At 59.8% G+C, this 16,829-nt stretch carries 11 protein-coding genes and 1 tRNA gene; 5 read left to right on the top strand and 7 right to left on the bottom strand.

Annotated features, from left to right (window positions below):
* Positions 1–118 precede the first annotated feature (118 nt).
* Positions 119–1,096, bottom strand: coding sequence for an L-lactate dehydrogenase (locus JMJ97_RS03025; protein ID WP_117563734.1), 978 nt, complete (start codon positions 1,094–1,096; stop codon positions 119–121).
* Between the two features lie 211 nt (positions 1,097–1,307).
* Here JMJ97_RS03025 and metA point away from each other — a divergent pair, with 211 nt between their 5' ends.
* A complete protein-coding gene (gene metA, locus JMJ97_RS03020) occupies positions 1,308–2,234 on the top strand; it encodes a homoserine O-acetyltransferase MetA (RefSeq protein ID WP_260699118.1) in 927 nt (308 codons plus the stop codon).
* Between the two features lie 23 nt (positions 2,235–2,257).
* On the opposite strand, the gene JMJ97_RS03015 is transcribed toward metA, so the two are convergent.
* On the bottom strand, positions 2,258–2,854 hold the full coding sequence (locus JMJ97_RS03015; RefSeq protein ID WP_260699117.1) for a 5-formyltetrahydrofolate cyclo-ligase: 597 nt from the start codon (positions 2,852–2,854) through the stop codon (positions 2,258–2,260).
* Positions 2,855–3,221: 367 nt separating this feature from the next.
* Positions 3,222–6,266 carry an insulinase family protein gene (locus tag JMJ97_RS03010; RefSeq protein WP_260699116.1) on the bottom strand — a complete coding sequence of 1,015 codons (3,045 nt, stop codon included), beginning with the start codon at positions 6,264–6,266 and terminating at the stop codon, positions 3,222–3,224.
* A gap of 569 nt (positions 6,267–6,835) precedes the next feature.
* Here JMJ97_RS03010 and JMJ97_RS03005 point away from each other — a divergent pair.
* Positions 6,836–8,302 carry an ATP-binding protein gene (locus JMJ97_RS03005; protein WP_260699115.1) on the top strand — a complete coding sequence of 489 codons (1,467 nt, stop codon included), beginning with the start codon at positions 6,836–6,838 and terminating at the stop codon, positions 8,300–8,302.
* A 100-nt stretch (positions 8,303–8,402) separates the two neighbouring features.
* Here JMJ97_RS03005 and JMJ97_RS03000 read toward each other — a convergent pair whose 3' ends face one another.
* Positions 8,403–8,894 (bottom strand): hypothetical protein, encoded by a 492-nt coding sequence (locus JMJ97_RS03000; RefSeq protein WP_260699114.1) that lies wholly within the window; start codon positions 8,892–8,894, stop codon positions 8,403–8,405.
* A gap of 125 nt (positions 8,895–9,019) precedes the next feature.
* Positions 9,020–10,282, bottom strand: a complete 1,263-nt coding sequence (gene dcm, locus JMJ97_RS02995) for a DNA (cytosine-5-)-methyltransferase (protein WP_260699113.1) — start codon at positions 10,280–10,282, stop codon at positions 9,020–9,022.
* A 140-nt stretch (positions 10,283–10,422) separates the two neighbouring features.
* Between dcm and JMJ97_RS02990 the strand changes: the two genes are divergently transcribed.
* Positions 10,423–11,928, top strand: a complete 1,506-nt coding sequence (locus tag JMJ97_RS02990; RefSeq protein ID WP_260699112.1) for a Sau3AI family type II restriction endonuclease — start codon at positions 10,423–10,425, stop codon at positions 11,926–11,928.
* A 55-nt stretch (positions 11,929–11,983) separates the two neighbouring features.
* Here JMJ97_RS02990 and JMJ97_RS02985 read toward each other — a convergent pair whose 3' ends face one another.
* Positions 11,984–12,670, bottom strand: a complete 687-nt coding sequence (locus tag JMJ97_RS02985; protein ID WP_260699111.1) for a DUF5710 domain-containing protein — start codon at positions 12,668–12,670, stop codon at positions 11,984–11,986.
* Positions 12,671–12,964: 294 nt separating this feature from the next.
* Positions 12,965–13,039 (bottom strand) — tRNA-Val (locus JMJ97_RS02980).
* A gap of 289 nt (positions 13,040–13,328) precedes the next feature.
* Here JMJ97_RS02980 and JMJ97_RS02975 point away from each other — a divergent pair.
* Both JMJ97_RS02975 and JMJ97_RS02970 read left to right on the top strand, forming a co-directional pair.
* Entirely contained in the window at positions 13,329–14,351 is a 1,023-nt protein-coding gene (locus tag JMJ97_RS02975) for a DMT family transporter (protein ID WP_260699110.1), read from the top strand.
* Between the two features lie 149 nt (positions 14,352–14,500).
* A complete protein-coding gene (locus tag JMJ97_RS02970) occupies positions 14,501–16,813 on the top strand; it encodes a DUF4012 domain-containing protein (RefSeq protein ID WP_260699109.1) in 2,313 nt (770 codons plus the stop codon).
* Positions 16,814–16,829 lie beyond the last annotated feature (16 nt).

Below are 16,829 nucleotides of genomic sequence, written 5' to 3'. Positions count from 1 at the left end.
CATTCGCCTTCGATTCGCAAGCGAACAGCGTGCGTAAAAAGCGGGCCGCGCCGGTGGGTTTCCGGCGCGGCCCGCTTAGTATCGCGCATAGATTCGCAAGGTTGCGGCAGCCAGCGGCTTACTTTGCGTCGTAGGCCTCGGCATCCCACCAGTCGAGTTGGGCGATGTTGTCGCGGATGTGCTGGCAGCTCTTGTGGAAGCCCTCGAGTTCGTGCTCGGAAAGGTCGAGCGTGTAGACCTCCTCGACGCCCTCGGCACCGATCACGCACGGCAGGGAGGTAAAGATACCCTCCTCGCCATACTGACCGGTCATAAGCGTAGAGGCCGAAAGCACGGCGTGCTCGTTGTGCAGCACGGCGGCGCAGACGCGCGCGGCGGAGTTGGCAACAGCGTACTCGGTGCACTGCTTGCCCTGGTAGGTTACATAGCCGCCCTTGCGTGCGAGCTCCTCGACCTCCATGTGGTCGAAGGCATACTTGTCGGGGTTCTCGGCCTGAAGTTCGTTAAGGCTCTTGCCGGCGATGGTTGCGGCCTTAAAGGCGGCAAGCTGGCTAAAGCCGTGCTCGCCGATCATGTAGGCGTCGATGGACTTGGGGCTCACGCCGACCTTCTTGGAGATCTCGGTGCGCAGGCGGGCGGAGTCCAGGCCGCAGCCCGAGCCGATGATCTTCTTGGGATCGTAGCCGGTCAGGTGCCACAGCTCGGTGCACACGACGTCGCAGGGGTTGGAGATGCTCACGAAGATGCCGTCAAAGCCGGCGTCGACGATGCGTTTGGCAAAGGTGCGGGCGGCGTCGGTGGTAAAGAACAGCTCGCCGTCGCGGTTGCCGGCGGCCAGCGCGACCTTGCCGGCGGCGTTGACAATGACGTCGCAGCAGGCAAGCTCCTCGTAGTGGTCGTAGCAGTTGACGATCTTGGTGTTGTACGGGACAAACGAAAGGGAGTCGCGCAGGTCCTGGACCTCGGACGTCACCTTGGCCTCGTTGATATCGCACAGGTACAGCTCATCGGCAATGCCCTGCATGAGCAGGCTGTTGGCGACATGTGCTCCTACGTGGCCCTGGCCGACCACACCGATCTTACGCGTCTGGTACATATATGTATCCTTTCGGCCGAGTTTTTCGCGTCGAACCATTGTAGCGTCCTGCTACTACTTTGCTAGGCTAAAGCGCCGTAGATTTTTGGGACATGCCTTAATCTCTACTTTTGGAGTGATTTGGGCTGCTGACGGCATCGCTGGGCGATGTGCTCGCGCGGATGGAGCCGGTCGTTGTACCATAGTTGCAACTGACTCGTAAGGAGCATCCATGCCCATTCGCATCCCCGACGCCCTCCCTGCCGCCGCGCAGCTCGAGAGCGAGAACATCTTTGTCATGACCGAGTACCGCGCGCTGCACCAGGACATTCGTCCGCTGCGCGTGCTCATCCTCAACCTCATGCCCACCAAGATTGCCACCGAGACGCAGATCATGCGCAAGCTCTCCAACACGCCGCTGCAGGTGGAGGTGGACCTGCTGCGCACCAAGACACACGAGGCCACGCACGTGAGCGTCGGCCACCTGGAGACGTTCTACCGCACGTTCGACGACATCCGCGACATCCACTACGACGGCCTGATCATCACGGGCGCCCCGGTGGAGCAGATGCCGTTCGAGGAGGTCGACTACTGGCCCGAGCTCTGCCAGATCATGGATTGGTCCACCACGCACGTGCACTCTACGCTGCACATTTGCTGGGGTGCACAGGCCGGTCTGTACCATCATTACGGTATCCAGAAGTACGACCTGCCGGCAAAGGCGAGCGGTGTGTTCGAGCATTATCTGGTGAAGCCGCAAAGCCCGCTGGTCCGCGGCTTTGACGATCGTTTCTATGCCGTGCATTCGCGCAACACCGATGTGCGTCGCGAGGACGTGGAGGCCGAGCCGCAGCTTGAGGTCGTGGCCGTGTCCGACGAGGTGGGCCTGTACATCGTCAAGTCGACCGACAGCCGTCGCTTCTTTGTCTTTGGCCATCCCGAGTACGATACCGACACGTTGCGCCTGGAGTACGAGCGCGACGTGAAGCGCGGACTCAACCCCCAGGTTCCGGCGCATTACTTCCCGAATGACGACCCCACGGCCGAGCCGCGCAACGTCTGGCGCAGCCAGGCTCAGTTGCTCTACACCAACTGGCTCAACTACTACGTCTACCAGACCACGCCCTACGACCTGGCCCGCGCCGGCGAGGAGCACTAGGCCGTCGGGAGGTGCGCCAGCCGTTAGGCGCTGACGATGTGGGGCAGCGGCAGGTCGTGGGCGTCGGTGGGAACGTGGCCGACGCGCTGTTCGTCAAAGGCGATGCCGACGATTTGACATACGGGCGAGAGCATGGGCAGGTAGCGGTCATAGCAGCCGCCGCCGTAGCCTAGGCGCGTGCCGGCGCGGTCGAATGCTACGAGCGGCACGACGATCATGTCGAGAGCTTCGGCAGGCACGATAGGGAAGCGGCCGCTGTCGATGTTTATGGCCGCGAAAGCCCGTGTGGGGTGGGCGATAAACGGAGCCGCGGACGCATCGTCGGCGGCAACTGCCCGCATGCACATGCGCTGGCCACAAGCTGCGGCATCAATTGCCGAGAGCATGCACGGATAGGCCACGCGCCAGCCGCGTTTGGCGGCCGCAGCGGCAAACGCGGCTGGGTCGACTTCGGAGCCCATCGCGGCATAGATGGCAACGGTGTGCGGCGCCGCGGCATCCAAGCGATCCAACAGCTCAACAAGCCGCGCGCAGATAACGGCAGACTTCGCTGCCCGCAAGTCCAAATCAAGAGCATCGCGCCGAGCAATCACTGCCCGCCGCAACTCAGCCTTGTCCATCCCGGCCCTCTCTCCCAAACCTACCAAAAAGGGACAGGTTTATTTTGGCAGGTTTTATCTGGGTAAACAGCAAAAACAACCACGAAGGGGACACATGCACCTTCGTGGCGGTCTGTGCTGTGATGGGCGTCTGCGGCGGTTTGTCTCGATCTGTAACAGTAACTCGGCAAAATTGGACTTAGATGTTACAGATTGAGACAAAGAGCTGGTGCCGTTCGGGAACGTCTCGATCTGTAACATCTGGAGCCGATATTGCCGTCTAGATGTTACAGATCGAGACAAACCGCCGCGGTGGGCTGCGCCGCCTCGCCCAAGCCGCAGAAAAAGGTAGATTTTCAGGCATGTCCTAAAAATCTACCTTTGTGCATTAGCCCAGCAGGTCGACTACGTTGAAGTTGGCGTTGCTCTTGGCGATGACGTCTCGGCCGCCAAAGACGCAGGTGGGCGAGACGGCTGCGATGCGCGTCACGTCGGCGCCGAGCGAGCGCAGCTCAGCGGGTGTGGCGGCGAGCATCTGGGTGCGACGCTCCTCGCGCGCATGCGGATCGAGCCCGGCCAGGTAGGTCGTGTTGCGGCGTTTGGTGAGCGCATAGGGCTTCACGGGCGCGTCCATGCCGCTCACGCAGCTCACGATAAAGCCCTCAAAGGCGGCCTCGTCGGGCTCAAAGCCGCCAAGCCATGTACCCGCGCGCTCCACGCGCTCAATCGAAGGATCGATCGCCGGGTCGCGGTAGGTGTAGAACGCCGTCTGGCGCTCGCCGGCTGCGCGGAATCCGCAGCCGTACGCACCGCCCTTCACGCGAATCTCGTTCCACAGGTAATCGTAGGAGAGCGCGTTGGCAGCCACGGCCCAAGCGCCTGTCACGTCAATGCCCAGGCGACGCGGATCGCACGCACGCGCGGCAAAGCAGATGTCGCTGGGGATCACGAAAGCCTCGTGGCGGTCGCACGGTGCCGGCACCACGAGCGCGTCGCGGCCGGCATCGGCGCCGTCGCCAGCGCCCAGCCCCAGGTCGCCCGCGGCGGCCCAGTACGCATCGAAGTCCTCATCGCTGCCGGTAAAGCTCGCCAGGCAGCCATCGGCCACAAAGATGCGGCCTGCCAGCTCGGCAAGCTTGGTACGCAGCCCGTCCACGCGCTCGTCAAAGTGGTCGAGCAGATCGCGCAGGAACAGGTAGAAGTCCACGCCCGAAAGCTGCTCGCGCACCACGGCCGAAGGCGAGCTGTAGCTCATCGCGCGACCCAGCGCCGCCGAGTGGCCGTTGTTGATAAAGCCCTGCTCAAGCCCAATGCGAATCTGCGTGAGCACGTCGCGCATGCGGTCGGCGTCGGCGTCTGCCAAAAGCGTGCTCGACCATACCTCGCGCGGCAGACTCGCCAGCGCATCGATCTTCTCGGACAGGGCGCCGGCGCTCACCAGCAGGTAGGGGCGCACGCCGTCCACTTCGGGCTGCGTCATGACTTCGGTCGTAAAGCTCAAAAAGCCGAGCTTGCCAGCGAGCAAGTTGTCGAGTTCCTCGGCCGAGTGCTCGCGCGTGGGCAGCTGCTTAAGCAGGCGGCAGAGCAGTGTCACATAGGGCAGGTCCTCAAACGCGACGCAGCTCAGGTCGAAATACTGCATGGCGTAGGCCAGACGGTTGGTGGGGATGCCGTGGCGCAGGCAGGGGATGGGCGCGGTCGTGTCCACGACCAGCGGCGGCTCGGGGCGCGCCTCGCCAATGTCGGACACGCGCAGGCGCGGCAGCGTGGCCTTGGCCTCGGGCGTGTCTTCCGCCTCCTGTGCGGCACGCAGCGCGGCCGTGCGCTCGACCACGTCGGCCAGCTCGGCCTCGGTCATGGCATCGCGCTTGGCTGCCAGCTCGGCGGCCTCGGCACCCTCCGCGCCCTCGGCGGCGTCCACCGGCACCAGCTCGACCAGTGCCATGTGATCGTTCTGCAGCACCAGCTCGCGCAGCAGGTCCTCAAAGTAGGAGCCGTCCAGCTCGCCGCGCAGCTCCTCGTACACCGGACCGTACTTGAGCGCCAGCGTCGCGGCGTCGTCATCGTAGAGCCAGGTGCTCATCGCGTCGCACGCAATGGCCACGCCGTCGGCGATGCCGTAGTCGCGCTGGCGCAGGTCGTACTCGTTGCTGCTGATGATGGCTTCCAGGCGCTCGCGCGGAACGCCATGCTCGTATAGGTCGCGGCAGGCGTCCTGGAACACGCGGCGCAGCTCGTGCGCCACGCCGGGCTGCGCGTTTTGCAGCATGATGAGCTCGTAGGGCTGCAGGCTTTCGGCCGCGGTGTAGCTCACCACGTTGCCGCCCAGACCGGCGGACAGAATGGCCTTCTTAACCGGCGCTTCGTTGGAGCCCAGCAGTGCCTCAAACAGGATATCCGCCGCGATCGTGCGTTTGCGGTCGAGCGCGCTGCCCAGCACAAGGCCCAGGCCCACCAGGGCGTTCTCGGGTGTAGTGGCCATCTCGATGCGCTTGTACTCGCAGGTCACGGGCGCCTGCGCGTCCAACGGATTGGGCGCCAGCGTGGACGGGTCCTCGCCGGCGGCAACGGCGGCGTCCATGCGGCGGCTCGCAGCGCTCGGCTGCGACAGATAGCGCTCGTCCAAAAAGGCCAGTGCGCGGTCCACGTCCAGGTCGCCGTAGAGCGTGATGTAGGAGTTGGAAGGATTGTAGTGGCGCGCGTGCGTGTCCAGGAACTGCTCGTAGGTGAGCGCAGGAATCGCGCGCGGGTCGCCACCGCTCTCGTGTGCATAGGCGGTGTCGGGATAGAGCGCGGCGTTGACGGCGTCGTCCAGCACGCTCATGGGGTCGGACAGCGCACCCTTCATCTCGTTGAACACCACGCCGTTATAGCGCAGCGTGCCCTCGCGCAGGCTCGCGGAGCCGCCCTCGCCCTCGCCCTCGACGCTCTCCGGCAGGTCCAGCTCGTAGTGCCAGCCCTCCTGCTCAAAAATGGTGGGCTTGGTATAGATGGCCGGGTTGAACACCGCGTCCAGGTACACGTCCATCAGGTTGTACAGATCCTGCTCGTTGGTGGTGGCAACGGGGTAGATGGTCTTGTCGGGGTAGGTCATGGCGTTGAGGAACGTCTGCATGGAGCTCTTGATCAGATCGACAAACGGCTCCTTGACGGGGAACTTAGCCGATCCGCACAGCACCGAGTGCTCAAGAATATGGAACACGCCGGTGGAATCGGCCGGCGGCGTCTTAAAGCCAATGGCAAAGGCCTTGTTTTCGTCGTCGCATGCCAGGTACAGCAGGCGAGCGCCCGAGGCAGTGTGTCGCAGCACGTAAGCGTCCGAGTCGAGCTCGGGCACGGTCTCGCGGCGCTCGACGGCAAAGCCGTGGCAGGTAGTGCCGGGCACCAGCAGTGCAGCGGCTGCGGCGCGCGGGTCGGTTGAGGTGGTGGGCATATGCAGTCTCCTTTGACGCCCCAGCGGGGGCGAATCGAGTCGAATCCTCGTGAGTATACCCATATGGGGCTGCGGTTCTGCGGCGAACTGAAGACGATGCCAACGGATTGGGTAAAGGCCCCGCGTGCCCGCCGCGCGAGCGTGGAAACTTGGACGCCTATCGAATGAGAGTGGATTTTCGGACGGAATCAGCCTCAAAACGCCCAAATACCGTCCAAATATCCACCCTCATTTCCCGACCGTCCAAAATCCACGCTCATCCGCCGCCCGCACATCTCTCATCTCTCATTCGTCACGAATACGAGAGATAACAGAAAGACGAGAGATAAATATGAGAGATAACTGAGCAGCAAAGAGACAAGCAATCATGGTATTATCTCAATACCGATTGTTCTACCAGCAAAAACATGTTTATATGAAACAGATGGCAGACATCTTATCTTTTATCTCTCACTCATCTCTAATATGAGAGATAACAGAAAGATGAGAGATAATTACGAGAGATAACTGAGAGACGAAGGAAATCCATTCGCGGCATTCTTCGCAGAACCGAGCGAAAGGACGTGCAGATGAACGAAAACGAACTGACCGGTCTGCTCGAGTCTTTAAGGCGCATGGGCTCGGACGATCTTAACGTCGAGGTCAAGGAGAGCGCCACGACGCTTTCCCGCGACGTATGGGAAACGGTCAGCGCTTTCGCAAACACCGCCGGCGGCATCATCGTACTCGGAGTGAGCGAGCGCGCGGGTTTTGTCCCAGTTGCAAACTTTGAGACCGAGAAAGTGCTCAACCAATTCGTGGCGGGCATGGGCGATGCCGGCGGTCGCGGAAAGCTGGCCAATCCGCCCAAATACACCATTGAGCGCGTGGAGCTCCAGGGCACCGTGGTTCTGGTCATCACGATTGAGGAGCTCGACCCGTCGAGCAAGCCTTGTTATGTCATAGAGCGGGGCGCTCAAGGTGGCAGCTACAAACGCATCGATGACAAAGATGTCCCGCTTTCGTCGACCGAGGTGCTCGCATTGGCGTCATACGGTCGAGCGACTCCGAGCGATCGCGACGCGGTGGCGGGCGCGGGCGCGGACGATCTCGATGAGACGCTGGTCGACCGTACGATAGATCGGGCTTTCTCGTTGACGCCCCGGGCGATGCGCGGCGCGCCGGACAAACAAACGAAGCTGGAGCGCCTAAATTTCCTTGATTCCCAGGGCAATGTCACCAAGGCTGGACTCCTAGTTGCGGGCACCTACCCTCAGCAGTTCTATCCCAAGCTCTTTATCGACATGGCTGTCTATGCGGGGACCCGGAAAGGCACGGCGGGGTCGCTGAGGTTCATGGACCGCACAATCTGTGAGGGAACGTTGGGCGAGATGATCTCGGATGCCGTCGCGGCCGTCGCCAAGAATTTGCGGCGAACCTCGACCGTCCAAGGTGTCTCGCGTGTCGACTCGCTGGAGATTCCCGAGGAGGTTCTGCGCGAGGCAATCGCCAACGCCGTAATCCATCGAGAATACGGGGATCGGTTCTGTGGACAATCGATTACCGTCGACGTCTTTGACGATCGTGTCGAGGTGACGAATCCTGGCGGCCTTTACGGGGGAAAGACTCGCGAGAACTTGTTTGACGGCAGCTCCCGATGCCGTAACGCGACGCTCGTGAAACTCATGTCGATTGTCCCGCTGCCGGGTGGCGCAGGTTCGCCGGCTGAGGGCAATGGCTCGGGCATCCCGATGATGATCGATGCCATGCGCGCGCATGGTCTGGCCGAGCCCCTGTTCTGCCCGGGGTTCGATCGGTTCAAGGTCGTACTTTACCGTTCAAAGATCGAGCCGGTCGATCATGGCGGGGGCTTAATTGTGACGGCACTCAAACACTACGGCGAGCTGGGGACGCGTGAGCTGGCAGAACGCACGGGGCTTACAATTTCCCAGGTTAGGTCGCGCGTCAACGCGCTCATTGCTCAAGGCGAGCTTGAGCCCACGGCGCCGTCGACAAGCCGCAACCGCAAATATCGACTGTCAGAGCGCGTGGAATAAATGCGTTAGTGGACGAGGCGACTCAATAATCGACCCTCGATTGGCGCCCACTAAGGTAAAGCGGTTGTTGCCCAGTCGACGGTGATGCTAAAGACTCGGCTTACGCCGGCATGGCCCCGAACCCGTCCATCAAGAACAGCCTAAGAACCAGTTTGATGACATATCCCGGTTTGACTTCTGCCGCGTCAAAGACGCTGCGCTCGGCGAGCTCGCTGCAGTATGCGTAGATATCGCGGATAAGGTCCGCGCCCGAAAGCGTAAACATGTAGCCTGCGTCCGAAAGTGCATTGGGCGCGGCGGGCAACTTGGCCATGTGGCAAAAGGTCAACAGGTCGGGTGCCATAGCGTCCTGGTAGCCAAGATGGCTGCCGTCTTCTTGTGCGGCGAGTTCCAGCTGGCGTACTCGATCCAGCGCCACTGCCAGCACAAAGCTCGGCGTAGGCGCATTGACGTCCTGAGTGGTCGCCACAAGCCTGCCCGCCGCCTGCGTGACAAGCCAAGCGACCTCGCGCTGGCAACGCACGGCCTTGCGCGTAACCGGCTTGATGGACGAAGAAGAAACGCTTCCCTTAGGCGGATTCGAAACAGCCACAAGAACCTCCCATGAACGACCCGGCCCAACAAGCCCGGATGAAACACGTGCTACATCAGTATACAGGGAAGTGGGGTGGAAAAACGGAGCCGACAGCGTGAACTGCCGGCTACGGATTGCTTGCCTTAGAGGCCGTACACTTCGACCATAGCTTCGCCAATGCGATGGGGCACGCCGGTGACGAGTGCATTGCCCATGCAGAAGGCTCGATGGCCGTCAGTCATGCCCGTATCGGTCCAGCCTTTCGGGAATCCCTGAAGCTGATCGAGCTCGTCGGGAACAAGACGGCGGAAACGGCCATCGGGACATTCGATGACGTGCTTGAAGCGGCTCGCTCCCGTGCCGCCTTCTCCTGTGAGGATGGTGCGGCTCGGCTTGTCGGTGGCATCCGGGAAGCTCATGGCTCCTTCGGAATACGTGTACGTAAAGCCTGTCTTTTTGTTAGTGCGCTCTTCGCGCTTGCTGCCCTTAAGGTAGCGCCAGTCGGGAAGCTTTTCGTCGGAGATGTAGAACTGCTCCGGGACATCAGCCTCGTCGACAAGCACGTCGCCAAGCACATGGCGCTCACCGTGATAGTCCTCGGCAAAGTCGCAGGTCAGAACATGACAACCCTGCATGACGCCAGCATTCTTGAATTGAGAGGTCTTTTGGCCGACGCCAAAACGAGTTGAGTTCTCGTAGGGGTCGGGTAAAACATCGAGCTCGGACATCTCGTCGGGATAGATGGCGGGGAAGGCTTTAGCCATGACGCCGTTGTGCATGCGATCAACGAGATCAACCTTGCCAGCGTCCTTTTCGCAGAAGATATAAACACGCTTGCGACGCTGGGGGAAACCGTATTCGGCAGAGTTGACCACGCGCCATTCGACCGTGTAGTCGAGGTCGGCAAGACAGCTTAGGATGATGGCGAAGTCGCGACCGCGTTGAGACGCGGGCGACTTGAGCAGGCGGTCGACGTTCTCAAAGAGACCGAACTTGGGCTTCTTCATTTCGAGGAAGTGATAGATGTCCCACCAAAGGACGCCCTTCTTGCCCTCGATGCCGTGTGCCTGATTGAGCGGACGCGCGACAGAGTAGTCTTGGCAGGGGAAACCGCCAACAACCATTTGGACATCGGGGATTTCGATTTCTTTTGCCTCGGCCTGCTCCAGGACCTTATTGATGTCTTCGTTGACGACGGAATCATTGCCGAAGCGATCCGTGTAGCAACGGGCCGCGAACTGACGCGCCTTGGTTCCGGGCGGCTCCCACTGATTGGCCCAAATGGTGCGGAAGGGGCCAGCGGGCTTCATATAAAACTCGGGATGGCGAGGGTCGGCATAGCCTTCGAGACCCAAACGAAATCCACCGACGCCCGCAAAAAGCTCGGCAATATTAATCTCAGACACGTTTCTCCAATCGCTGCTGTGTCCGGTTATGGTGGTCACAACAATAACCGATCGAGGGGACAATCAAGACCTCAATTTTCTGGGCGTTAGTAGTTGCTCTGAACTACCATGAGGTTAGTTGCGAGTTTCGGAGGTATCCCGTGTCTAAGAAGCGCCTCGATTTCAAGCGCATGCTTGACGATACTAATTTTTCTGACCCCTCAAGTATTGAGCGCTATGCTGCCAATCTCGATGGCATGACGTTCCGCGATATTCTCGAGCTCGGTATTGCTCCGGAGGGGGAGAGTGCGCCCAAGGACTTTGGCTCCAAGAAGTACAAAGGCGGTATGGGCACTCTTATCGAAGAACGTTACTTTGGCTACAAGGCCAATAGTGACGATCGCCCCGACTTTCCCGAGGCGGGCGTTGAGCTCAAGGCAACGTGTTTTGATGTGCTCAAGAACGGCCGGAAGTCTGCTGGCGAGCGCCTTGTCCTGACCATGATTCCTTATGACCGACCTGTTTCGCTCGACTACGACAGTTCTCACCTCAAGACCAAGCTCAGCAATATCCTGTTGATTTACTACGGCCGAGATCGTTCCGTCGATAAATACGACCAACGCATTGAGCGTGCGGTCATGGTTCGTCTGCCCGAAGAGGACATGAAAATCATTCGCGCCGACTACGAGAAGATCATTTCCTATATTCAGGATGGCCGTGCGGACGAGCTTTCAGAAGGCATGACGACTTATCTGGGTGCTTGCACGAAGGGCGCAACTGAGGCCACAATGTGGGCGGACCAGTATTATGAATACTTCAATACCGATACGGGCGAGATTGAGCGCCATCGCGCAAAGCGTCGCGCCTTTTCCCTCAAGCGCTCGTATATGGACTATGTGCTCCATACTTATGTCCTCGGTGCTCCGCGAGTCGGGGAGAGCATTGTTCAGGACGATGGCAAGTCTATCGATTTCGAAAGTTACGTAACTGGACTTATCGAGCGCCATTACGGTGAGACCGATCGTCAAATTGCCGAACAGTATGGACTGGAGTACACGGGCAATAAGGCGCAGTGGACAACGCTCGTTTATCGTATGCTCGGAATCAAAAACAATGCTGCCGAGGAATTCGTCAAGGCAGGCATTTCCGTCCGAACTGTTCGAGTTAACAACAGGGGGCACATCGAACAGGCTATGTCGTTCCCACCGTTTGAGTTCAAGCGTTTGATTGAAGAAGACTGGGAGACGTCGCCTCTTCATGCGTGCCTTGAGACCAATCGCTTTTTCTTCGTTGTGTTCCGTGAGGACCACGATGGCGTGCTGCGTCTCGATCGTTGTTTGTTCTGGGCAATGGGAGAAAACGAAATCGAAGGCCCAGCGAAAGCTTGTTGGGATGAGACGCGAAAGGTAATACGTGAGGGCGTTGAGCTCAATCCGTATCGGGATGCGAGCGGAAAGCTCAAAGTGACTAACAATCTGCCCGGTATGGCGGACAATCCAATTGTTCACGTTCGCCCGCATACGTCAAAAGCGGCTTACAAGTTTGCCGATGGAACAGAGATCGGTGACATCGCAAGGAATGCTTACGAACTGCCCGACGGGCGCTGGATGACGAAGCAATCGTTCTGGTTCAACAAGGGCTACCTGGAGCATATTCTGGGGCTGTAGCGTTTCGAGATTATTTAACAATCAACCCCTGCTCCTCGATACCTCGATGTTGCCCCTACAAATAAATCCCCTCACCAAGCTGCTTATGGAACTCGGCGTGATGGTCGCGTGCCCAGGTAAAGAGCGCCTGGTCAAAGTCGGTGCGCGTGGTCGGGACGCCAAAGACGCCGGCAACTTCGACGCGCACAAACTCCAGTGCCGGCAGCTTGTTGATGGCAGTGAGGGCAAACGGGGACGAGGGCTCCTCGAACAGATAGCGGCTGCCTTGCAGCGCGTCGCAACTGGTGCACGTGTTGCCGAGCGACGGGGCTTTGGAGGCTCGCGCGCCTACGGGCTTGTAGCCGCAGCGCTTATGAAGGTAGTCGCGGATCTCGCCCGGCACGCAGCCAAGAGCGGGCACGATGGCGAGTGCGTTGGCGTTGGCCGTGTCGATGGCAATGTGCCCGGCTTCGTTGGGCGCGTGCGCGATGGCGATGCTCTCGTCGCTATCGGTTCGATAGGGAATGCCGAAGGCCGCGACCGAGGTCTCTTTGTGACACTTCCAGCACTCGCGCTTGCCCAGTACTAGATATATATACGGTGCTGAGGGGTCGGATCGGTCAACACCGGGCAGCCACTCGGCAAAGGGCTCGGGGTTGACGCCGCTGGGTACATACCAGATCTTCTTGGTCCGGTCCCATTTGGCGCCCAGCGCCTTGGCTTCTTCTTTGTGCGAAAAGGGGACATCGAGCTCGGTGCGCATGGCGGCTCCTTGGTGCTGCAGGTGCAAGTGGCTCAAGGATACCGCAGGGCGCAGACATCGCGGCGTTTTGCCGAGAAGCTGCGGTGCGGATGGGTTCGAGACGCGTTGGTCTCGGCCTCGGTGGCTATTGGGGCGGTTTTGATTGACTGCGGAGTCAGTCGGGATAGGCACCTGGGTCGCTGACGCGGTTTTGTGTATGGGCAGGGTGGTTGTTTGGGCGGTTGGAGCTGCCAGCTGATTTGGCGACATAAAACAAAACAGCCCAGAGGACATAGCCTCTGAGCTGCAAATATTTGGTGGGCGTTAGAAGATTTGAACTTCTGACCTCTTCCGTGTCAGGGAAGCGCTCTCCCCCTGAGCTAAACGCCCAATCAAGGGTGCGCAAGCGCGCAAGGGATAATATAACGGAGCCTGAACTCGGTGGCAAGAACATTTTTAAAAATCGCTTACATTGTGGAATTCGGGGGCTTTGTCGTATCCATTTCAAAAGAGCCTGCTGCCGCGATTTGGCTGTCGCATAATGCAAGGCCATTGCGGTATCGAGCTATGGAAAGACGCCTGCGGAATTGTCCTACCGATAAGCGGACAAGCCTCCAGCTGGTGACTTCGCCGTGGTAAGGTAAGCCGAATTGTTTCCAAGCTGTTTCGGGGGAGTGGAATGAGCAAAGAGTGTGTCGAGCAGGTCGAAGGCGCAGGGGCTTCGGTGCCGATGACCGATATATCGAACATTGATGTGCCCGAGGGCACCGACGAGCTCAGCCGTGACACCCGTCACGCATGGCGCGACCGCTTGAACAGCGCTTCGACGCGCAAGATGATCACGGGCGTCTTGGCTACGCTGGTGGGCGGTTCGTTTTGGGGCTTCTCGGGTACCAGCGCGAGTTTTTTGTTCGATACCTACCATGTCGATACGCTGTGGCTTATGAGCATACGGCAGATTCTCGCCGGTCTGCTCTTTATGGCTGTGGTTGTCACGCGCGACCGCGCACGCCTGGTTAAGCTCTGGACCACACCCGCCGATCGCAAGCAGCTGCTGCTCTTTACCGCCTTTGGCCTGCTGTTCAACCAGTTTTGCTATCTTTCGGCCGTGCGCCTGACGAACGCCGGAACCGCGACGGTGCTCCAGTGCCTGCAGCTCGTTATCATCATGGGCTACACCTGCGTGACCGATCGCCGCATGCCGCGTATTCGCGAAGTCATCGGCATTGGCCTGGCTCTGGGTGGAACCTTTTTAATCGCCACCGGCGGCGACCCCACCAGCCTGAATATTTCGCCGCTTGGCCTGGCAGCAGGTCTTATGTGTGCGGTCAGCGCCGCGTGTATGGCGGTGATTCCCGCCAAGATCCTGCCCGAATACGGCAGCCCCATCGTCACGGGCTCGGCAATGCTCACAGCGGGCGTGGTCTCGTGCGTCTTCGTGCGGCCTTGGGCGCATATGCCGGCGCTCGACGCTGCCGGCATCGAGGCGCTCGCGGTGTTCGTGGTTATCGGCTCGTTTTTTGCTTACATGCTTTATATGCAGGGCGTTAAGGACATCGGCTCGGTGCGCGCGAGCCTCATCGGAACTGTGGAGCCGGTTTCGGCGACCATCACCAGCGCCGTTATGCTGGGGACGGTGTTTTTGCCGACCGACCTTATCGGCTTTGCCATGATCATCGTGATGATGTTCCTTACGGTGTAGCTAGCGCCGCCGCCAAGACAGAAAAGGTGTTGTGCCGCATTTTCGCCAATTGATGTCCGTGTCTGGAGTTTAGCTGTCGATGCTCAAAATGCCATAAACTAGCAACGTTATGGACTTTTTCATTGCGACTCAATTGCGAGGATTTCTTTATGGCTGGTAATCACTTTAAGGGCAGCGATAGCGGCCGCCCTGCAGTTCCGCCGCGTCCGAACGGGGCTGGTAAGGCCGGCACGCCGGGCGGCGCTGGACAGGGCGGTTCCGGTAAGCGCGTGTCCCCGGGCGAGACGGCGATGTTTACCGCTCTGTACGAGCAGTCTCAAAAGGCAAAAAAGACCGGCCGTGCAAGAGGGAATGTCTTTGCGGGCGGTGCAACCTCCACGTCGCAGCCGAGCGGGGCTCCTTCGGTACCCGCGAACAACGCAGGTGCTGCCAACGCCGCGAATGCCGCCGGTAACGTTAATGCCGACAAGGCCGCCAACAATACTCCCTCTGCCGGTGGCGCGGGGCTTACGGGTAACCTTGGCACGATTTACACCGGCGCCTCCGAGACTGGCACGTTTGCCCGCCTGGATGATAGCGGTGCCGAGTTTGCGGGCTCGGGTTCCAAGGAAGATTATTACGATTTTGGCTTGAACTACGGTAGCGACGCTTCGTCGAGTTCGACCTCTGACGGTCTGGTCCGTCATCGCCATCGCAAGGGCGAGCGCAAAAAGCGTCACACCGGCGCCATTATTGCCGCTGTAGTCGCGGTGCTTCTCGTTGCGCTTGGCGCAAGCGGCTTTATGCTGCTTAACTCGGCAAAGACCGTAAAGAGCGAAGCGAAGGAGGCTGTCGAGATCGTCGGTGGCCTTAAGGACAAGGTCACGTCGGGCGATTTTTCGACGCTGCCTGACGACGCGAAGAAGATCGATGAGCTCTGTAACAGCATGAAGGCGGAGACCTCGAGCCCGCTGTGGGCGGCGGCTTCGTTTATCCCGGTGTATGGCAGCGATATCAATGCGGCCCGCACCATGATTGACGCCCTGTCCGATGTCTCGAGCAATGCGCTGGTTCCCATGGCCGATAACCTCTCGCAGGCTACGCCCGGCAAGCTGTTCCAGGACGGCATGATTAACGTGTCCGCGCTGCAGGCGGTCGCCGATTCGCTTTCCAGCAGCTCGAAGGTGTTCAAGAGCGCCAACGAGAAGGTCCAGGGCATTGGCGATACTCATATTTCCCAGGTGACCGAGCTGGTCGATAAGGCCAAGGACGGCTTTGCCACCCTCAACGGCGCGGTTGACGCGGCGGAGAAGGTCGCCCCCGTCCTTCCCCAGATGCTCGGCGCCAACGGCCAGACGCGCAACTACCTTATGTACGCCATGAACAACGTCGAGATTCGTGCCTGCGGCGGCTTTGGCGGTTCGCAGGGTCTGATTTCGGTCACCGACGGCCAGATGTCGATTGGCGAGTTTGTTCCCTGCATTGCGCGCAGCAAAGACGAGGCGGTTGAGAGCGTCGACGAAGAAGATGAGACGCTGTTTGGTGACCACAGCAACCTATACATCTCGGGCAACACCTATTCGCCCGACTGGCCCCGTAATTCGCAGCGTGTCGCCGCGCTGTGGAAGTCTGAATATGGTCAGGACGTCGATGGCGTCATTGGTATCGATCCGGTATTCCTGCAGTATCTGTTGGGCCTCGTGGGTAATGTTTCACTGCCCGACGGTACAGTCGTTGACGGTACTAACGCGGCGAAGGTGCTTATGCATGATGTGTACTGGAACTATCCGGTCGAGGAGTCGGACGGCATCTTTGCATCCGTCGCCAGCGCTGCCTTTGACAAGATCCTTGGCGGTATCGGCGACGTCGATGTCGCGAACCTTGTCAGCGCCGTTGAGCGCGGTGCCGAAGAGGGCCGCCTGATCGCGTGGATGAAAAACGATGACGAGCAGAACGCTATCAAGGAGATGAACATCGACGCCTCACTGCCCGATCCGGATGACCCGAGTGAAGATCCCGTTGCTGGTGTCTACTTTAACAACCTGAGCTTCTCCAAGCTCGACTGGTATCTGAACGCCGATACGCAGATTGGTCAGGGCGTGAAGAACGGCGACGGCGCTTGCTCGTATCGCATCACCGTTACCCTGACGAACATCATGACGCAGGAGGAGGCAGGTAAGCTGCCCGACTACGTAGCGGCCAGTGCGCCTGGGACCTCGCGTGACGATGAGCGCTTGTATGTATCACTGTTTGCGCCGACAGGCGGCAGCATTACCGATCTAACCGTCGAGGGGACTCAGTTTGGACTGTTCGCTGCCACTTGGCACGGAGTTCCCTGCTATTCAGGAACCGTTGACCTGCATGCTGGCGAGACGACGACGATCACGTATACGCTGACCACGTCGGCCGAGGCGGGGGACAAGCCGCTTACGCTGCGTCAGACTCCTACATGCCAGGCGGCTCGCGACAGCGCGTCGGCGTAGGGTTTTTCTGGTAGTG

The organism is Collinsella aerofaciens (assembly GCF_025289055.1).
GTDB lineage: Bacteria > Actinomycetota > Coriobacteriia > Coriobacteriales > Coriobacteriaceae > Collinsella.
This window is presented reverse-complemented; position numbering and strand designations above follow the sequence as displayed.